This is a genomic window from Longimonas haloalkaliphila, from assembly GCF_055379825.1.
Genome location: NZ_AP043948.1, coordinates 663423 through 680027, shown reverse-complemented (window position 1 = coordinate 680027; position 16605 = coordinate 663423). Strand labels below are relative to the sequence as shown.

15 protein-coding genes are annotated in these 16605 nt (G+C 59.5%); 3 read left to right on the top strand and 12 right to left on the bottom strand.

Annotated features, from left to right (window positions below):
- Positions 1–79: 79 nt before the first annotated feature.
- The 5 genes from ACZ48V_RS02665 to ACZ48V_RS02645 all read right to left on the bottom strand — a co-directional run bounded on the left by ACZ48V_RS02665 (position 80) and on the right by ACZ48V_RS02645 (position 4293).
- Positions 80–1285 (bottom strand): pyridoxal phosphate-dependent aminotransferase, encoded by a 1206-nt coding sequence (locus tag ACZ48V_RS02665; RefSeq protein WP_464541338.1) that lies wholly within the window; start codon positions 1283–1285, stop codon positions 80–82.
- Between the two features lie 105 nt (positions 1286–1390).
- Positions 1391–1894 (bottom strand): pantetheine-phosphate adenylyltransferase, encoded by a 504-nt coding sequence (gene coaD, locus ACZ48V_RS02660; protein WP_464543086.1) that lies wholly within the window; start codon positions 1892–1894, stop codon positions 1391–1393.
- A gap of 60 nt (positions 1895–1954) precedes the next feature.
- Positions 1955–2596 (bottom strand): RsmD family RNA methyltransferase, encoded by a 642-nt coding sequence (locus ACZ48V_RS02655; RefSeq protein ID WP_464541336.1) that lies wholly within the window; start codon positions 2594–2596, stop codon positions 1955–1957.
- 175 nt (positions 2597–2771) lie between these two features.
- Positions 2772–3701 carry a hypothetical protein gene (locus ACZ48V_RS02650; RefSeq protein ID WP_464541335.1) on the bottom strand — a complete coding sequence of 310 codons (930 nt, stop codon included), beginning with the start codon at positions 3699–3701 and terminating at the stop codon, positions 2772–2774.
- Positions 3702–3831: 130 nt separating this feature from the next.
- Positions 3832–4293 (bottom strand): hypothetical protein, encoded by a 462-nt coding sequence (locus ACZ48V_RS02645; protein WP_464541333.1) that lies wholly within the window; start codon positions 4291–4293, stop codon positions 3832–3834.
- A 472-nt stretch (positions 4294–4765) separates the two neighbouring features.
- On the opposite strand from ACZ48V_RS02645, the gene ACZ48V_RS02640 reads away from it, so the two are divergent.
- Together ACZ48V_RS02640 and era are read left to right on the top strand one after the other, a co-directional pair.
- A complete protein-coding gene (locus ACZ48V_RS02640) occupies positions 4766–5497 on the top strand; it encodes a pyridoxine 5'-phosphate synthase (protein WP_464541331.1) in 732 nt (243 codons plus the stop codon).
- A gap of 40 nt (positions 5498–5537) precedes the next feature.
- Positions 5538–6431, top strand: coding sequence for a GTPase Era (gene era, locus ACZ48V_RS02635; protein WP_464541329.1), 894 nt, complete (start codon positions 5538–5540; stop codon positions 6429–6431).
- A gap of 708 nt (positions 6432–7139) precedes the next feature.
- On the opposite strand, the gene ACZ48V_RS02630 is transcribed toward era, so the two are convergent.
- The 7 genes from ACZ48V_RS02630 to ACZ48V_RS02600 all read right to left on the bottom strand — a co-directional run bounded on the left by ACZ48V_RS02630 (position 7140) and on the right by ACZ48V_RS02600 (position 15133).
- A complete protein-coding gene (locus tag ACZ48V_RS02630) occupies positions 7140–8153 on the bottom strand; it encodes a peptidoglycan DD-metalloendopeptidase family protein (protein ID WP_464541327.1) in 1014 nt (337 codons plus the stop codon).
- Between the two features lie 296 nt (positions 8154–8449).
- Positions 8450–9460, bottom strand: a complete 1011-nt coding sequence (gene hprK / locus ACZ48V_RS02625) for an HPr(Ser) kinase/phosphatase (RefSeq protein ID WP_464541325.1) — start codon at positions 9458–9460, stop codon at positions 8450–8452.
- A gap of 162 nt (positions 9461–9622) precedes the next feature.
- Complete coding sequence (locus tag ACZ48V_RS02620) at positions 9623–10618, bottom strand: AAA family ATPase (protein ID WP_464541324.1); 996 nt, start codon at positions 10616–10618, stop codon at positions 9623–9625.
- Between the two features lie 16 nt (positions 10619–10634).
- The gene (locus ACZ48V_RS02615) at positions 10635–11849 is read right to left on the bottom strand and encodes a hypothetical protein (RefSeq protein WP_464541322.1); all 1215 of its coding nucleotides are present in this window, start codon (positions 11847–11849) and stop codon (positions 10635–10637) included.
- A 225-nt stretch (positions 11850–12074) separates the two neighbouring features.
- Positions 12075–13013, bottom strand: a complete 939-nt coding sequence (gene fmt, locus ACZ48V_RS02610; protein ID WP_464541321.1) for a methionyl-tRNA formyltransferase — start codon at positions 13011–13013, stop codon at positions 12075–12077.
- A gap of 314 nt (positions 13014–13327) precedes the next feature.
- Positions 13328–14296 (bottom strand): signal recognition particle-docking protein FtsY, encoded by a 969-nt coding sequence (gene ftsY / locus ACZ48V_RS02605; RefSeq protein WP_464541319.1) that lies wholly within the window; start codon positions 14294–14296, stop codon positions 13328–13330.
- Between the two features lie 90 nt (positions 14297–14386).
- Positions 14387–15133: a CDP-alcohol phosphatidyltransferase family protein gene (locus tag ACZ48V_RS02600; RefSeq protein ID WP_464541317.1), complete on the bottom strand. Its 747-nt coding sequence runs from the start codon at positions 15131–15133 to the stop codon at positions 14387–14389.
- A 317-nt stretch (positions 15134–15450) separates the two neighbouring features.
- Here ACZ48V_RS02600 and ACZ48V_RS02595 point away from each other — a divergent pair, with 317 nt between their 5' ends.
- Positions 15451–16569 (top strand): glycosyltransferase, encoded by a 1119-nt coding sequence (locus ACZ48V_RS02595; protein ID WP_464541315.1) that lies wholly within the window; start codon positions 15451–15453, stop codon positions 16567–16569.
- Positions 16570–16605: the final 36 nt, after the last annotated feature.

The following is a 16605-nucleotide window of genomic DNA, read 5'->3' as shown; positions in this document are numbered from 1 at the left end:
GGGAGCGTGCACGAAGAAGAAAAGCACGTGCGGCGTGGCGGACACACCGCACGCATGTAGCTTGCCCGGCGGCAGCGATTTACACGAGTGCTTCTACGCCGGTGGCAATACGATCGAGAGCCGTTTCGAGGTCCTCCATTGAGGATGCATACGAGATGCGCAGTCCGTTCGGATCGCCGAACGCTTCCCCAGGCACGAGCGCCACATGATGCTGCTCAAGCAGGTACATGCACAGGTCGTTGCTGCTCTCGATGGATGTACCGGTGGGGGCTGTTTGGCCAAAGAGCGCCGACACATCCGGAAAGAGATAGAAAGCCCCCTCGGGTGTTGGGCAGGTTATGCCATCCAGGTCGTTGAGGCGGCCCAGCACGTAATCGCGCCGTTCGTTGAACGCTGCGACCATATCGTACACCGGCTGCATATCCATAGTGAGCGCGGCCTGTCCGGCACGCTGAGAGATACTGCTGGGGGCGGAAGTCAGCTGGCCTTGCACCTTTGCCGCCGCCGACACGATGGGTTCGGGGCCGGCCATGTAGCCCAGACGCCAGCCCGTCATCGCAAATGCCTTTGAGAATCCGTTGATGGTAATAGTGCGGTCGTAGAGTCCAGGCAGACCGGCCACGGCGATGTGCTCAGCATCAAACACCACGTGCTCATAGATCTCGTCAGACAGCACGTAGACGTGGTCGTTTGCGCGCAGCACCTCGGCAAGTGCTTCAAGCTCCGCCCGGGTGTAGACCGACCCGGTCGGGTTCGAGGGCGAGCACAGAATGAGCAGCCGCGTGTCTTCGGTGATGGCGTTATCAAGCTGCTCGGGAGTGAGGCGGTACTGCTGCTCAGGGGTCGTGGATACGACACGCGGTGTGGCCCCAGCAAAGCGTGCCATCTCGGGGTAACTTACCCAGTACGGCGCCGGAATGAGCACCTCGTCGCCTGCGTCGCACAGTACATGAATCGCCAGAGCGATGGACTGCTTGGCCCCGTTGGAGCAGAGGATCTGCTCCGGGCTATACGACAGGCCGTTGTCACGCTCGAACTTGTCTGATATCGTTTCGCGGAGCGACTGCATGCCCGGGTTCTCCGTGTAGTTCGTGAACCCTTCTTCAATAGCCTGTATGCCGGCTTTGGAGATCGCGGCGGGGGTGTCGAAGTCAGGCTCGCCCGCGCTCAGCGCAACAACGGGGTGGCCTTCCCGGCGCAGCGCAGAGGCGCGCGACTTCATGGCGAGGGTTGCCGATGGTTGCATACGGTCGACGCGGGCGTTAAAGCGAGGAGTATCGGGCATGGGCCGGAAAACAGAGAGCGTAATGGAGGGAGGAAAGGAGCGGGCCTGTTGCGGGGCTGTGCCAGCCGTGGTGCCGGTCGGGGCACAATGAGGCCAGACTACAGGCTACGAGGCGGCCCCGTTTGAGGCCGTCTGGTGTTTGGCGGCAAGCGCCTCCACCACGGGAGGCGGCACGAACTTAGATACGTCGCCCTGCCAGCGGTGCACATCGCGCACAATTGAGGCGCTTACAAACGCGTGGGACTCAGATGTCATCAAGAAGATTGTTTCGAGGTCGGGCGCGAGTTTACGATTGGCAAAGGCCATCCGAAACTCATAGTCAAAGTCGCTAACCTGCCGCAGTCCGCGCACCAGCACCTTAGCCCCTGCCTCGGTGGCACGGTCAACGATCAACCCTTCGTGAGCGGCTACCTGCACCCCGGAAAGCGACGTGGTGCACTCCTTGATAAGCCGGATGCGCTCCTCTGTGCTAAAGAGCGTCTGCTTTTCCGCGTTCACCCCCACAGTAACCTCAACGGTGTCAAATAGGTCGAGCGCCCGGCGCAGAACGTCGAGATGTCCATATGTGAATGGATCGAAGGTGCCAGGGTACAGAGCAAGCACAGGCAGAGGAGAGGACTAAGTTCACAGGAAACGATACGACCTTGGCCCACAGGCTGTGGCAGCCGGTCAGGCTGTTGAGCCGGTAGCCTCGTTCGGAGTCGTGTTGGAGGCCGCGTCTGCACCTGCCGACGAAGGCGCCTCGTCGGATATCGCCGACGGATCTTCGGGGGGCAGGGGCGGGCGAAACAGGCTAACGATGGTACGCCCGTAGGCGCGATGCATCATCCGGTGCGGATGGTCGTCAAAAAAGTGGTGCGAACTGTGCTCCAGGGTAAAGACCCCGTCGGTTTTAAGATGCGGCACCGCCAGGTCGGGCATTTCGTTCATCTCATCCAGCTTGTAAGGCGGGTCGGCCATAATCAGGTCGAGCGGCGGCCCGCCGTAGCGACGCAGGTATGTAACCGCATCTCCCTGCACGAAGAGGCACTGATCGGCTACACCCAGTTGCTCCGCGTTCTCGCGGGCACAGTCAAGCACGTAGCCGTCTTGCTCGACAAACGTAACAAGCGCGGCCCCCCGGCTGATCGCTTCAAGTCCGAGCGCGCCGGTACCTGCAAACAGATCAAGCACTTCGGCATCTTGCAGATAGATGCGACTATTTATCAGGCTGAAGAGCGATTCGCGCGTGCGTGCCGTGGAAGGGCGGGTACGGTGGCCCTCTGGCGAATCAATCGTATGCCCACGGAATTTTCCAGCGATGATACGCATAGGAGTTGCGGTCCGTTAACAGGAAAGCATGTAACAGGCGAGCACAAAAGCGTACTGCACGCATGTTGTATCAGTCGGGACGCGTGCAGGTTCGCTTTTTGCGGAAATAGCGTGTGCCGTTCTGCACCGCGCAGATACCGAAAGGCAGTACACCGGGTGAGCCCCTGAGTGCCTATTATGCCGATCGGAGCGTCGCGCTGTGCAGAACCGAAAGAAGTGGAGCCCAGCGGAGCCGATGTCCGTGGGGTTCGCTCTCAGCAAACGATGCGGAGGCGGGCAGATCGGCGGCGTCTACCAGGCGCGCCTGTCGAGGCTGTATGCCTGCCAGTGATGGCATATCGGGGGCCGCTTCAGCCCCTGAGCCGTAGGTCCACATCCTTACAAGGTCGGTTTGTGCGACCTGCAGGCGGTTCAAGAGAAGCGTTGCAAAATAGATACGGTCGGCCGCGGTGCGTGCGAGCGGCGTGTAGTAAACGTAAGCACAGTTGGACGTGTGCCACAGCGCAATCTCAGTGTGCGTTCTATAACACCCGATGCCCATATGCCAGTCCTCCGGCGTTGGGGCCACCTCGCATGTATGTGATGCGCTGTGGACGATGGTTGTAGACCGGATATCAAGCGCATCTGCCCACTGCTGGATGCGTTGACGGGCGGCTTCAGACACGACCAGGGCGCGGTGCCACTGGTGATTTTCGGGGCCGGGAAGCGGGGCCGCAACGCGCGTATGCACCAGGCGCAGCGCGTCTTTCTGGCGCGCCCCGGTCAGCAGCGCAGCCTGTTGTACGAGCGCACGGTGCACCTCCACCTCTGATGCTGTGCGAACGAGGGGCGCCTGCACGACGAATCCTTCCGGGGCGTGCAGAAGCACGCAAAGCGACTGAAGCGTACCTGCAACCGCATTCTCTGCCGCCTGCAACGCGGTCCAGATTGCCGTCAAGGTCTGCGCCTGCGGACTCTCCTCCGGCGCGTCGGCACCTATCAGCGCAGCTCCCCCGTTTGAGGGCAGCGCGTGTTCGCTCTGATAATGCTCCCCTGCAGGGCCACGCACCGCCACGCGGCAAACCGATCCTGCCAGCTCAATGGCCGCATCATAGGCTGTATCCATAGCGGAGAGGCGCTGCGCGCGTGGGGGCGTTCCTCATGGAAGAAAGCACGTTCGATAGCAAAGAAAGCCGGGCAGACGTACAGCGAAGCCAGTCGGGGCTTCGCTACCGGGTCGGCGCCAGGCTGGCACGTTACTCCCAGCTGGCAACGTTGATACGTGTAGGATCGCCTTCGAGCGTACCAATCTGATCATCCGAGTCGGGCGACTCGAGCAGGTACGATACCACACGTCCGGTGTCGCTCAGGGTATATACGAACGGCTCGCCACTGCGCGGTGAGTAGAACATCGAATCCAGTTCGAACGACGTTAGGAAGAGGCTATCCCGGTTCTCTACCAGTTCCGTATCGCGTTCGATATGGGTCATGAGCATATTGAGGGAGTCGGGAAATGTCGTGCTGTCGCGCTCATAGCGGTTCAGCGCGGTGCGGATGTCGACCATGCGGTTACGCACCTCCTCTGTAAGCTGCTGCTCACGCTCGATGGCTTCGTACGGAGCGGTGATGGAATAATACAAAAGGTAGGCGAGCCCGGCAATGAGGATGGCGAGCACGACTTGCAAAATAGTTCGAGTACGATCGCTCTTTAGCGCCATAGAATGCAGCGGTGGGTGCAGACAATAGTGAGGGAAAGCAAGCGGATACGTACCGTACGCATCTGATGTGCACTATCTATGTGCACTGTATCTATATGCCGTTGGGTGCAGTTGTGTACGGCATGTACGGCACGGGAAGCTCATGAATCGCTTGCGTAGCGTGGTCGGAAAATATGTGCTACTCTATCGAAATGCAAGACGGAAGACCATAGCTTGTCATGAATTGATGGGGCGTCCCCCTTTGCCCGTGATTTCACCGCTATGCGCCGCGCCCTGCGTTAGGCCACTGAGGGCTTGGGCAGTCAATCAATTTCTGCTTCAAGAGGCATCATCGCGTGAGCATCTGGACAATCGTGGAGCGACGCGCCCCGCATCCCAAACAAAAAGGGAGAGGGCAAGGTATTGGGTATGGTCTGTAATTGCTTTTTTAGAAGCCTGTTTTGTCTATCTGTATAACCGAACATCTGTGCCCATGACGCCTCCGCGCCTTCTCATTAATATTGACCACGTAGCCACGCTGCGCAACGCCCGGCGCGAAGCATCGCCCGACCCGGTACATGCGGCGGCCCTCGCCATGCAGGCCAACGCGTATGGCATTGTCTTTCATTTACGTGAAGACCGCCGCCATATCACAGAACGTGACGTGCGCCTGCTGAAAGAAACCGTGCACGGGAAGCTCGACTTTGAGCTCTCGACAGATAGCGAGGTGGTCGACATCTGCTGTGATGTCCAACCAGCGCTGGCTACGCTCGTGCCGGAGCGGCGCGAAGAGGTGACCACCGAAGGGGGACTCGACGTACAGGCCAATGCTTCTCGCCTGAACACGGTGATTCCACGCCTCTACGAGGCAGGCGTGGAGCAGGTTGCGCTGTTTGTGGATCCGGTTACAGCTCAGATTGAGGCGGCCGCTGAGGCGGGCGCGAATGCGATTGAGCTCCACACCGGCGATTATGCCAACACGACCACCGAAGCCGGCCGCAAGCGCGAGCTGGAGCGGCTTGCCAATGCAGCATCTGTTGGACACGAGCACGGCCTGCGCATCCACGCCGGACACGGGCTCGACTATACAAACGTACAGCCATTTGTACGGGCCGTGCCTCATGTGTCGGAAGTCTCCATCGGGTTCGCCATTATCGGGCGGGCTGTGCTCAGTGGCCTTGAGCAGGCGGTACGAGACATGCACCACCTCATCCAAACGGCCTAACACGCAGACGGCCACACTCTTTTTACCAGGTTGTTTTTATATGTTTGACGATATCCCCGAAAACCATCGCAGCGGCTATGTGTCGCTGATTGGCAAGCCGAACGTGGGCAAGAGCACGCTCATGAACGCGCTGCTGGGCCAAAAGCTGTCTATCGTAACCCGAAAGCCCCAGACCACACGGCATCGCGTGGTTGGGATCCATTCCGGTCCCGAGCATCAGATCATCTTCCAGGATACACCCGGTATCATTGAACCCCGGTACGGACTTCACAACGCAATGATGGATCAGGTGAAGACCGCGATCCGCGATGCCGACTTGCTGCTTTTCCTTGCGGAGGCGACCGCTGAGGTGCCCGACACGCTCAGCCTCAAACAGATAAGCGACCGCCCCGCTCTGCTGGTTCTAACGAAGATGGACCTTATTCCGCAGGAACAGGCGCTTCCGCTCGTTGAGGCATATACCGACCTGCGTGCGTTTGAGGAGGTCATTCCCACATCGGCACTCAACGGGTTCAACCTTGACGTGCTGATGGACACGGTGCGCGAGCGCTTGCCTGAAGGGCCGCCTTTCTACCCGAAAGACCAAGTCAGCGAGCACCCGCAGCGCTTTTTTGTAGCCGAGCTCATCCGCGAGCAGATCCTGCAACGCTTTCACGAAGAGGTACCGTACTCTGTGCAGGTGAACGTTGTAGACTACAAGGAGCGCCCCACCAGCAAAGACTTTATCGACGCCGAGATCGTCGTGACCCGAAAGAGCCACAAGGGCATTCTCATCGGCAAAGGCGGGCAGGCGCTGAAGGCGCTTGGCAAAGCCGCCCGGCATACCATCGAATCGTTTCTGGGTACGTCGGTCTACCTGCAGCTCCACGTTAAAGTACGCAAGGACTGGCGCGACCGCGAGCAGTTCATCCGCTCATACGGCTATCGCGAGTGAGTGTCGTCTTTGCAATCCCGTTCAACAGGACGATACGGGGCACGCGTCTCGCGCGTGTCCCTGCGTTTTGCATGGAGACGCAGAAACCAGAGAACGCTCCCAGACGAGAGCTCATGGGAGCCTCCTGGGGCCTGGCAAGCACAAGAGAGGAGCCGTTGGATACAAGGGTTTAGAACCTGTTTTGATTTCTTAATTTGGGCTCCGAGCGGCGGCGCTGGACTGGGGCCGAAGGTCATGCCCCTGGTGCAAATTGCCCCCGATGTCGACCCGTAGCCCCGGCTACGAATCTCCATCGTGGTCCAATTTTCGCCTCAGCGGCGCTCGCTCTCGCCTGCAAACCAAAACCCAAACAGGCTCTTAGAGACGAGTGTTCAGGCAGCCGGTGAAATCTAAGTAGGCTCAAAGAATCTTCGAGTATGTCATTGCGCGGAGCGCCAGCGACGCGGCGCTGTGAGCGTAGCGAGGGAGTGCCTTTGGGGTGCAATCTTATGCCTCATAAGTAGGATAAACCGCCCCAACTGACGCATGAGATCGTCGCTTCGATCGCAGGCTTCCTCCTCGCGATGACAAGGTGTAAGTGTATTTTTGCTGACCTACTAAGTCGGCAAAGAAGAGGACGCCTTGCACGAAGAGGATATGCGTCAGCAGATGTGCAGGGCCTTACGCCCTGCACTAATCATCTTTTGAATGACAAGATTGAGGGTACGGCTACTCAATCATTGAGAGCATTTCTTCTTCGTTGTAATGGTCGTGGAGCTCGTGCGAGTTGGTCTGGGCAGCGAGGCTGATAAACGCTCGGGGCGTCATATCTGGCACGAAGAAATCGACAGGGTTAACGGTACCTCCATCTTCTGTTCGCACTTCGTAATGGAGATGCGGCCCTGTTGAGCGCCCGCTATTTCCGGTGTAGCCGATGACCTGTCCTCGCGTCACCTGTGTACCTCGGCGAATATCCTCGGCAGCTTCTGAGAGATGTGCGTATCGGGTGATGTATCCGGTTTCGGGATGCCGCAAATCGATGTAGTTGCCGTAGGAGGCCGAGTAGCGCGACCGGTGCACGACTCCGTCGGCTGGAGCGACGACGGGCGTGCCTATTCGGGCCACGAAGTCAACCCCCGCATGCATGCGGCGCACGCCCAGAATGGGGTCTGTGCGGTAGCCGTAGCTCGATACGATGTGCTCGTTCACAGGACGAAGTACGGGAAGCTGGGCAAGTTTCTTCTCGCGCTGTTCTGCGTAACGTACCAGTTCGCGATAGCTGGCCCCCTGCAACCCCACCTGTCGCTCCATCTTATCGAGTAGCGCTTCTGTTTCGCGCAGCAGCGATGCCGTACTGCCCTCAAAGCGGTCAAACGCCCGGTACTGGTCGGCGCCCCCAACGCCCACCTGGCGAATATCATCCGAGATCGGTTCTACCTGAAGAAGCGTGCGGTACAGCTCCTCATCCCGTGAGGCCAGCTCGTCGATCTCCTCAGAGAGAAGCTCAAGCTGGCTGCTTGCACGCTCCAGCTGACTCTGCAGGGCCTGGTTTTCAGTTTGCAGCGCTTGCTCTGTAGGGGTACGAATAAGTTCGGCGCCCATCGCCCAGGTTAGCGCTCCTGCAAGAAGCAACGCAACACCAATGACCCAAGCGTATCGTTTGACCTTATCTACCGGCCGCTCTTCAATTTCAATAAACGAACACGTTTCAGGATCATAGTAATATTGTTTCTCCTGATTCATACAGAGCCAACGGAAAGAGTGGGGGTGAAATACTCGGTGGGGACTTTTCGAGAGAGACGTCGCTAATATAGAATGCTGCTAACATCATGTCAAGCCACAGACAGGTAGCGTTACAGCCGCGTGTCGTAATCGTAAATATAGACTTCCATTTTCGATGTAACTACATAAATTGTAGTGCTTAGCACCCTATACGGTCGAAACGTCATCTCTTTGTTGTCACTTTCACCATTGTGGATCTGCAAGCACTGTACCAGATGCGGCATGGCACGTCCTTTCAACAGGAATGGCACATCTTGCTACTCATAGTCTTGCTCAAAGTACTGAATGCCCCGTCTGGGCCCTTTCCGACCGGATTGGATCTGGTCGCGGAGGCGTTGCTGAAAGACCTCTTTTGGGTCGTATCCGTAATGACGAAGTAAATAGTTCATGGCAATCACCTCGCAGATTACCGTAACGCTCTTGCCGGGCGTGATGGGCACGCGCACGCGCGGCAGTTCAACGCCCAGGATCTCGCGCGTGCCTTCAATCATGTCGATGCGTGTGTAAGAGGTGTTTTCGTTGGCCATCTCCATCTGAACCACGAGCTCGACCCGCTTCTGGAAGCGAATCGCCCGAATCCCAAACATAGCGCGGATGTCAACCAGACCGAGCCCGCGTACCTCCATAAAGTGCTGCACGAGGTCGGTGCCTGCCCCCATCAGGATTGACGAGTCGCGCCGGGTAACCATGACAACATCGTCGGCTACGAGACGGTGCCCTCGCTCGATCAGGTCGAGTGCAACCTCACTCTTTCCGATACCCGACGGCCCCGAAAGCAGGAGTCCAATGCCATACACGTCGACCAGCGAGCCGTGTACGGCTTGTTGCGGTGCAAACTGGTCGACGAGCATCGCACGCATGGTGCCCATGGCGTCAACGGTGGGCGTTGGCGTCTGAAAAACGGGAATCTGCGCTTCGGTAGCCATCGCGACCAGGTCTTCGCCGATGGTATTATCGGCCGTGCAGATAATGCAGGGAATGTCAAACTGCGTCAGGTTGCCGAAGGCCGCACGCCGCTCTTTCGGAGCAAGATGCTTCAGGTAGCGCGTTTCGGTGTTGCCCAGAACCTGCACCCGCTGGTACGTGAACAGATCAATGTATCCCGCAAGCGCCAATCCCGGACGATGCAGGTGGTCTTCGCTGATGGTCGCGCACGGCTCGTTGACCGTGTTAAGCGGCGTTAGCGCCATCTCAGTGCGATCGTGCAGACGCGCTATAAACGTGTCGATAGAGAGATCGGCATTGGCATCGTCAGATATGTCAGTCATAAAGGTACGTGAGCATGAGTACGGAGAGCACGGGCAATCTGAACAGCGATCCGGCTTTTGTAAAACGGCTTTCGGGAAAGCTGGCGGTCTCGTCGTATCTGCAACATCAATGGGTCGACCGGCATCTGTCGCGCCCGGCATCTGCCGAAAACCGGGCTATGGCTATGGGACTTCAACGACGTCGAGCACGTCTTGTACGACATCGGCAGGGGTAATGCCCTGCGCTTCAGCTTCGTACGTTACCACAACACGGTGCGGAAGCACGTCGAGCGCAATGGCGCGCACGTCGTCGGGCGTCACGTATGCACGGCGCTGCAGGAAGGCATGTCCGCGAGCAGCCAGGTTCAGGTTGATGGAGGCACGAGGCGAGGCGCCATGCTCAATAAGCATGCTGATGCGGTCGGCCTCATACGACGCTGGGGTGCGCGTGGCGATTACCAGATCTACGATGTACTGCTCCACCCGCTCATCCATATACAGATCGTTGAGCACACTGCGCGCCCGCAGGACCTGATCAGGCGTTGCAACAGGCTCTACGGATGGGCGCGCGTCGGTATGGGCCATGCGGCGCATGATCTCAAGCTCTTCGCTGTGCGACGGATAGGGCACTTGCACCTTCATCATGAAGCGGTCGACCTGGGCTTCCGGCAGGGGATACGTCCCTTGTTGCTCGATTGGGTTCTGCGTGGCCAGCACAAGAAAGGGGTCGTCGAGCGGAAAGGTCTGATCGCCGATCGTGACCTGCCGCTCCTGCATGCTCTCAAGCAGCGCGCTCTGCACCTTGGCCGGCGAGCGATTGATCTCATCCGCCAAAATAATATTGGAGAAGATGGGCCCCTTTTCGATGGTAAACGAGCCGGTGTGCTGGTTGTAGACGAGCGTTCCGAGCACATCGGCCGGCAACAGGTCAGGGGTGAACTGGATGCGTTGAAACGAGGTGCCGATGCACTGCGCCAGCATCCGTACGGTCAGGGTCTTAGCAAGCCCCGGCACCCCCTCCAGAAGCACATGGCCGTTTCCGATGAGTCCGATGAGCAGCCGCTCCACCATATGCGACTGCCCCACCACAACGCGCTGCATCTCCTCGGTCACCTCGCGCAAGAAGGCACCTTCGCGCATCACACGCTCTTTAATGGCAGTCAGGTCGGTATCAGGCATCGGGTATGGAGGGCAGCTACAGAGGAAGAAACGACACGGAGTGGTGAAACGCCGACTCGTAGCGTTCGGCCAGCGTTTCGATGTGATTGCGATACGTAGGCACTCGCCCAATTGTGAGCACGTAGCCGTTGCGCCCGGTCATGCCCGCCCCGTATAGACCTGCCTCGGTATACTGCTCGGCATGCTGCACCAGGAAATCGGCGGCAGCAGTCGTCCCCTGCCAGACAGTCTGAAGCGAGGTATGCGCCATGTGAAGGAGCGCCCCGGTCATCTGCCCGTCGCCATGACGCAGCGCTACGACATGCTTCTGCACCCGCCGATTCTCGGTAACGAGATGGCGCACGACCGCCTGATGCGGGGGCCCGACCAGGTTCAGCGCCCGGTCGAGCGAGCGGTGCTCCAGCGTGTTAAACGACGCCAGGTCAGCGAAATCCTCGGTCTGCTGCAGCGCGTCCAGCGCTGCCCGCACCTGCTGCTCACGCGTGTGATGCGTGTCTGAGGGCTCCTGGGTCGGAGGTCCGGCATCAAAAAAGCCCCATTGCAGCGAGGGGGCATGCGACGACGGAACCGGAATCACCTCGCGCGCTGGCGTATCAACGAGAAGAAACGGGGCGAGTCTCCCGTTCTGATGGGAGGCCGCGCTCACCGCCAGCGGGTACGCGGTGCTGTACGGCACGCCAAGCGCCTCGGGTAGCGCCGCACGTGCAACCTGCGTAAAAGACGCACCAGCAAACGGAGCAACCTGCTCGTCTTTGCGGGCAAAGTGGTTGAGCGCCAGGTAGACAGCACGTGCTAGCGCTACAGCATATGCATCCTGAAATGAGTCGGGCAGGCTGTCGACGATCGCCATGTTGAGAGACGGCGGCGGCTCCGTGCAGGCGTTCAGGATCGATCGAACAATGCGCACAGCGATCGAATCGTCTGAGCGTGGTGGGGTCTCGAACGGTACGGCCACACGGGCAGGAGCGTCTTCTTCGGCCACGCGCCCCACGCCTGACGCCCGGCGCGCCGCAATCGCCACACCGTAGGGCATCGCAGCGAAGAGCGCAAAGCCCTCACTGTAATGTGTGTGGTCGGCCTGAATCGCCATCGGGGCCTGCTGGTAGGTGGTCCACGCAGACGTAGCGCCTCCCTCAAAGTGCTCAGCGAACAGCGCGCGGGCATCTTCTGTAGCCGATCGCGCCACGTGGTCTACGTCGGGCGAGCGGATCTGCGAAGCGGTCGGACGCATAGCGGCGGGGGTCGGTCGGTGCGCGGAAGCAACGGGAAGGTCGAGAGGATTAAGTAGGTCTACAAAAGAATCTTCAAGTCTGTCACAGCGCGAAGCGCCGGCGACGCGGCCGCCTTGGGCCTTGTAAGCAGATAAACCGGGGCCAGCTGGTGCATGAGACCGCCACGTCGGTCGCAGGCTCCTTCCTCGCGATGACAAGGTGTAAACGTATTTTCACCGACTTACCTAACTCGTGAAACGGTCGCCCGAAGCCAGATCGTATCCATTTACGAAGGCCTCAGCAGGCAGGCGTTTCTTACCCGGCTGCTGAATGGTTTCAAGCGCAACGGCTCCGGTTCCGCAGGCCACATGCAAGACGCCATCGGTGGAGAGTACCGTACCCGGAGCCCTATTCGCGTTTACAGCCTGCTCGGCGAGCCGCGACGACCGGTACACCTTCAGGCGCACGTCGCCGTGAAGCGTCCACGCGCCGGGGATGGGCGAGAGGCCCCGGATGTGGTTATGCACGGCCTCTGCCGACTTATCCCATGGGATGCCGGCCTCCTCAGCGTGCACTTTCGGTGCCGGGCTCGCGTCTTCATTATTCTGGGGGATGCGGGGCGCAGTGCCGGCTTCGATAAGCTCTACCGTTTCGACAACAGCCTTAGCGCCCAGATGCATCATGCGGTCGTGCACGTCGCCCGTGGTCTCATCTGGCCCGATAGGCATCCGCTTCTTCAGGATAATATCGCCGGTGTCGACAGCCGGCTCCAGAAAGAAGGTCGTAACGCCCGTTTCTGTCTCTCCGTTCATCACCGCCCGGTGGATGGGCGCTGCCCCTCGGTACGCCGGGAGCAGCGACCCGTGCAGGTTAAAAGCCCCCTGCGACGGGATGGCAAGCAACGAAGACGGCAGGATCTTGAATGCAACGACTACAAAGCAGTCGGGCACCCGTGCCCGCATCGCTTCTTCGAACGAGGCGCTACGCACTGAATCAGGCTGCACAATGTCGTCGATACCGATACGCTGCGCCGCTTTCTTAACGGCGGTCGGGCGCAGCGACTGCCCCCGGCCCCGGCCCCGATCGGGACCCGTAACGACAGTCTCGGGCGTGTATCCGGCCTCCGAAAGCGCTTCGAGCGAGGGCACCGCAAATTCGGGGGTCCCCATAAAAACGATGTTCATGCGCAGTAGAAACAGTTAAGTATAACCAAAAAAGAATCTTTGAGTGTGTCATTGCGAGAAGCGCCAGCGACGTGGCCATCTTGTGCCTTGCAAGCAGGATAAATTCCTACAACTGACGCATGAGATCGCTGCGTCGGTCGCAAGCTCTCTTCTCGCGATGACAGGGTGTAAACGTATTTTCAGCGACCTACTTAAACCTACTTAATCGGTATGCAGAAGCGAACGGTGATTGCTCGGTGGTGCAGCAGCAGGCTAAGTAGGAGCGCACAGCATAGGTGGTACGAGAGGCTCGAAATAGTAGCGCCTCAAAGCAACTATTCGTCGCCGAACAGGGCCTCCACAAACCCTTTGCGGTCGAACACCTGCAGGTCGTCAATATCTTCGCCAACCCCGATGTACTTAACCGGCACCTGAAACTGATGCGACACGCCGATAACAACGCCTCCTTTGGCCGTGCCATCAAGCTTCGTAAGCGCCAGCCCCGTTACGTCCACGCTGTTAGTGAACTCCTCGGCCTGGCGGATCGCGTTTTGCCCGGTTGAGGCGTCGAGCACGAGGAGCACCTCGTGCGGAGCGTCGGGTATCTTGCGTCCCATAACGCGCTTCATCTTGCTCAGCTCGTCCATGAGTCCGCCTTTGGTGTGCAAGCGCCCGGCGGTGTCAATGAGTGCGACGTCGGCGTCGCGTGCAACAGCCGCCTCGATCGTGTCAAACGCGACAGCAGCTGGGTCGGAGCCATGCCTCTGTTTGATGATGGGTACATCAGCACGTTCCGACCAGATTTCGAGCTGCTCGATGGCTGCAGCGCGGAAGGTGTCTCCGGCTCCCATGATCACAGACTTTCCGGCTTGCTTGTACCGGTAGGCCATCTTGCCGATGGTCGTTGTCTTCCCAACGCCGTTTACCCCGACCACCATAATAACATGCGGCTTATTGGGGAGTTCAGCGTTGAAATCGGCTGGGCGCTCTTCCTCTTTCTCCAGCATGAGCTTCGCAATCTCCTCGCGGATCATGCTGTTGAGCTCATCGGTCGACACGTATTGGTCGCGCGCCACACGCGACTCAATGTGGTCGATGATGTCGAGCGTGGTGTCTACGCCCACATCGCTGGTAACGAGCATCTCCTCCAAGTCGTCCAACAGGGCGGCGTCTACCGTATCTTTGCCTCGGACGAGCCGGTTCAGCTTGCCCATGAAGCTGCTCCGGGTCTTGTCCATACCCTCATCCAGCTTTTCCTGCTCTTCTTCGGTGTTGCGATTCGTAAATCGGTCCAGAAAACCCATACGCGGCCAGCAATAGGCAAATCAATGAAAAGAGAAAACGGAGATATATGGTGCTATTTAGTCAGTATCTGCAACATGTACGCGCTCCCCCTACGAAGGGTTGGAGGACGGCCTACTGGGGGTGGTACTGCCCTCTGTAGAATCGCTTACGGTGGAGCTTTTGCCGGTGGACTCGCTGGGGCCGGGCCCTTTGTTCGCGCCGCGCGGCGGGGTGTCGGAGGGGGCTCGCCCCGAGCCTAAATCAAGCTGGTAGGCCTTCCGCTGCCCTTCAGGCATGCGAGCCGTGCGCACGAAGTGCCAGGTATACACAAGAAACGAGATCACAAGCAGCGCAGCCGTCATGTACACGCAGACCATGAGCACGGGCATGTCGGCCCGTAGTAGGGCAGCAAGCACGGTGATCGCCAGCCAGGTGGTGGCCGCCTTGCCCAGCCAGGCGCTCATCACGATCTTACCAACCCGGCGCGCCAGCAGGGCACTTCCTCCTACGATAGCGGCATCACGCGACACAACCAGCGCCAGAAACCAGACCGGCAGGTTCGGGTCCGACGCACGAAACGTAAGCGCAAGCACCGCGAGTCCGCCCGCTACCTTATCGGCGAGCGGGTCAAGCACCTTGCCCCACTCCGACACGGTACCGAGCCAGCGCGCCAGCCGCCCGTCAAACCAATCGGTCAGGATAGCAACGAGGACCAACCCCACGACCCATTCCAGCGGACCGTCTTGCCAGATCAACCAGGCAATCGGAAAGACCAACACCAGCCGAAGCAGGCTCAGTGTGTTGGGCACCGTCCAAAACCGTCCCATGTCTGGCCAGTCGTTGGCACGTGTGGTCATAGCGGGATCTTCTGTGAAACATGCAACCGGTAATATGCAACGCACTCTTCGTTATAGAAAGCACAAACAGGCGGCGCTTCCACAAATCCACTAAAACTTTCTCCCTTCAGAAGTGCCCGGTGTACACGCCTTCGTGAAAACTTTTGGGGATTGCCGCTCGAATAACGGCCTACGCTTGCACCCGGAGCGCCCGCTGGGTACGATATTCGCACCATGCATGCGCTCTCTTGTCTGGGCATCTTCTGTGCTGTCGTTTCATTCTGGCGTTTCGTTCTGTCGTTTCGTGCTATCTCTCTGGCGGTGCCGCCCTGCTCCCCATGTTGACCGCTCTGTGCATTATCGCTTTTCTCGCACAAGCAGGCTACCTGGGGTGGCTCCTTATGGGGACGCCCACACGCCCTTCCGCCGTGCTGTCCCTACCATCAAGCGAACCAGGCCCTCTGCCGACTCTCACCGTAATTATCGCCGTACGGAACGAACGCGCCCATCTACCTGCTCTGGCTCAGGCACTTCATAACCAAACGCACCAGGCCATGCACATCGTGTGGGTCAACGACCACTCCTCTGATGGGAGCGCTGCGTGGCTGGATGCGCACGCCGCCGATCACCCGAACGTGCAGGTCGTGCACCATACCGGCACGCCGGGCAAGAAGCATGCGCTCGACGCGGGCATTCAGGCTGCGCCTACGACGCATCTTGCATTCACCGATGCCGACTGCATCCCACCGCCTACCTGGCTCGAAACGCTCGCCCGCCTCCATCTTCAACACAACGCCGCACGACCTAACAACGCACAATTTTCGCCTGTGCTTGTCGGCCCCAGTCTGTTGGATACGCCACGTGGGCTGCTGCAGCGGCTGGCGGGATACGAAACATGGACGGCCCAGATCGCGATGCTGGCTGCGGCTCAGCACGGCCATCCGTACATGGCTGTCGGGCGCAACATCAGCTACGCCATCACTGCATACCACCGGGTGAGCGGCCACGACACACATAGCGTGCTGCTGAGTGGCGACGACGATCTGTTTGTGCAGGCAGCGCATGCGCAGGCGCTTCCCGTGCGTGCGGTGTGGCACTCAGACGCGCAGGTGCCAACGGCCCCGCCCACTTCGTGGCGCCGCTGGCTGCGTGCTCAGCGCCGCCATACCTCTGCCGGACGCGCATACGCCCGAGGGCCGGCCTTGCATCTGACGGCGTACTATGCGTCGGCGCTTCTGCTATGGCTCGCTCCGCTGCTTGCCGGGCCTGCCGGAGCCGGCCTGCTCGCACTTCGCCTCATTGGCATCAGTCACCTGTTGCATCGCGGCGCCGACGCCCTGCGCGCAGAGGCCCCCGTCGTGCTCTTCCCGCTGTGGGATGCTGCTCATACCGTGCTTCGCATCGGTACGTCGGCTGCCGGGTTGCTTGTGCCACCGACGAAGTGGTTTCCCCGTTGAGCACTCCGCTACGTACCCCCGGTGCAAGAACGCCCC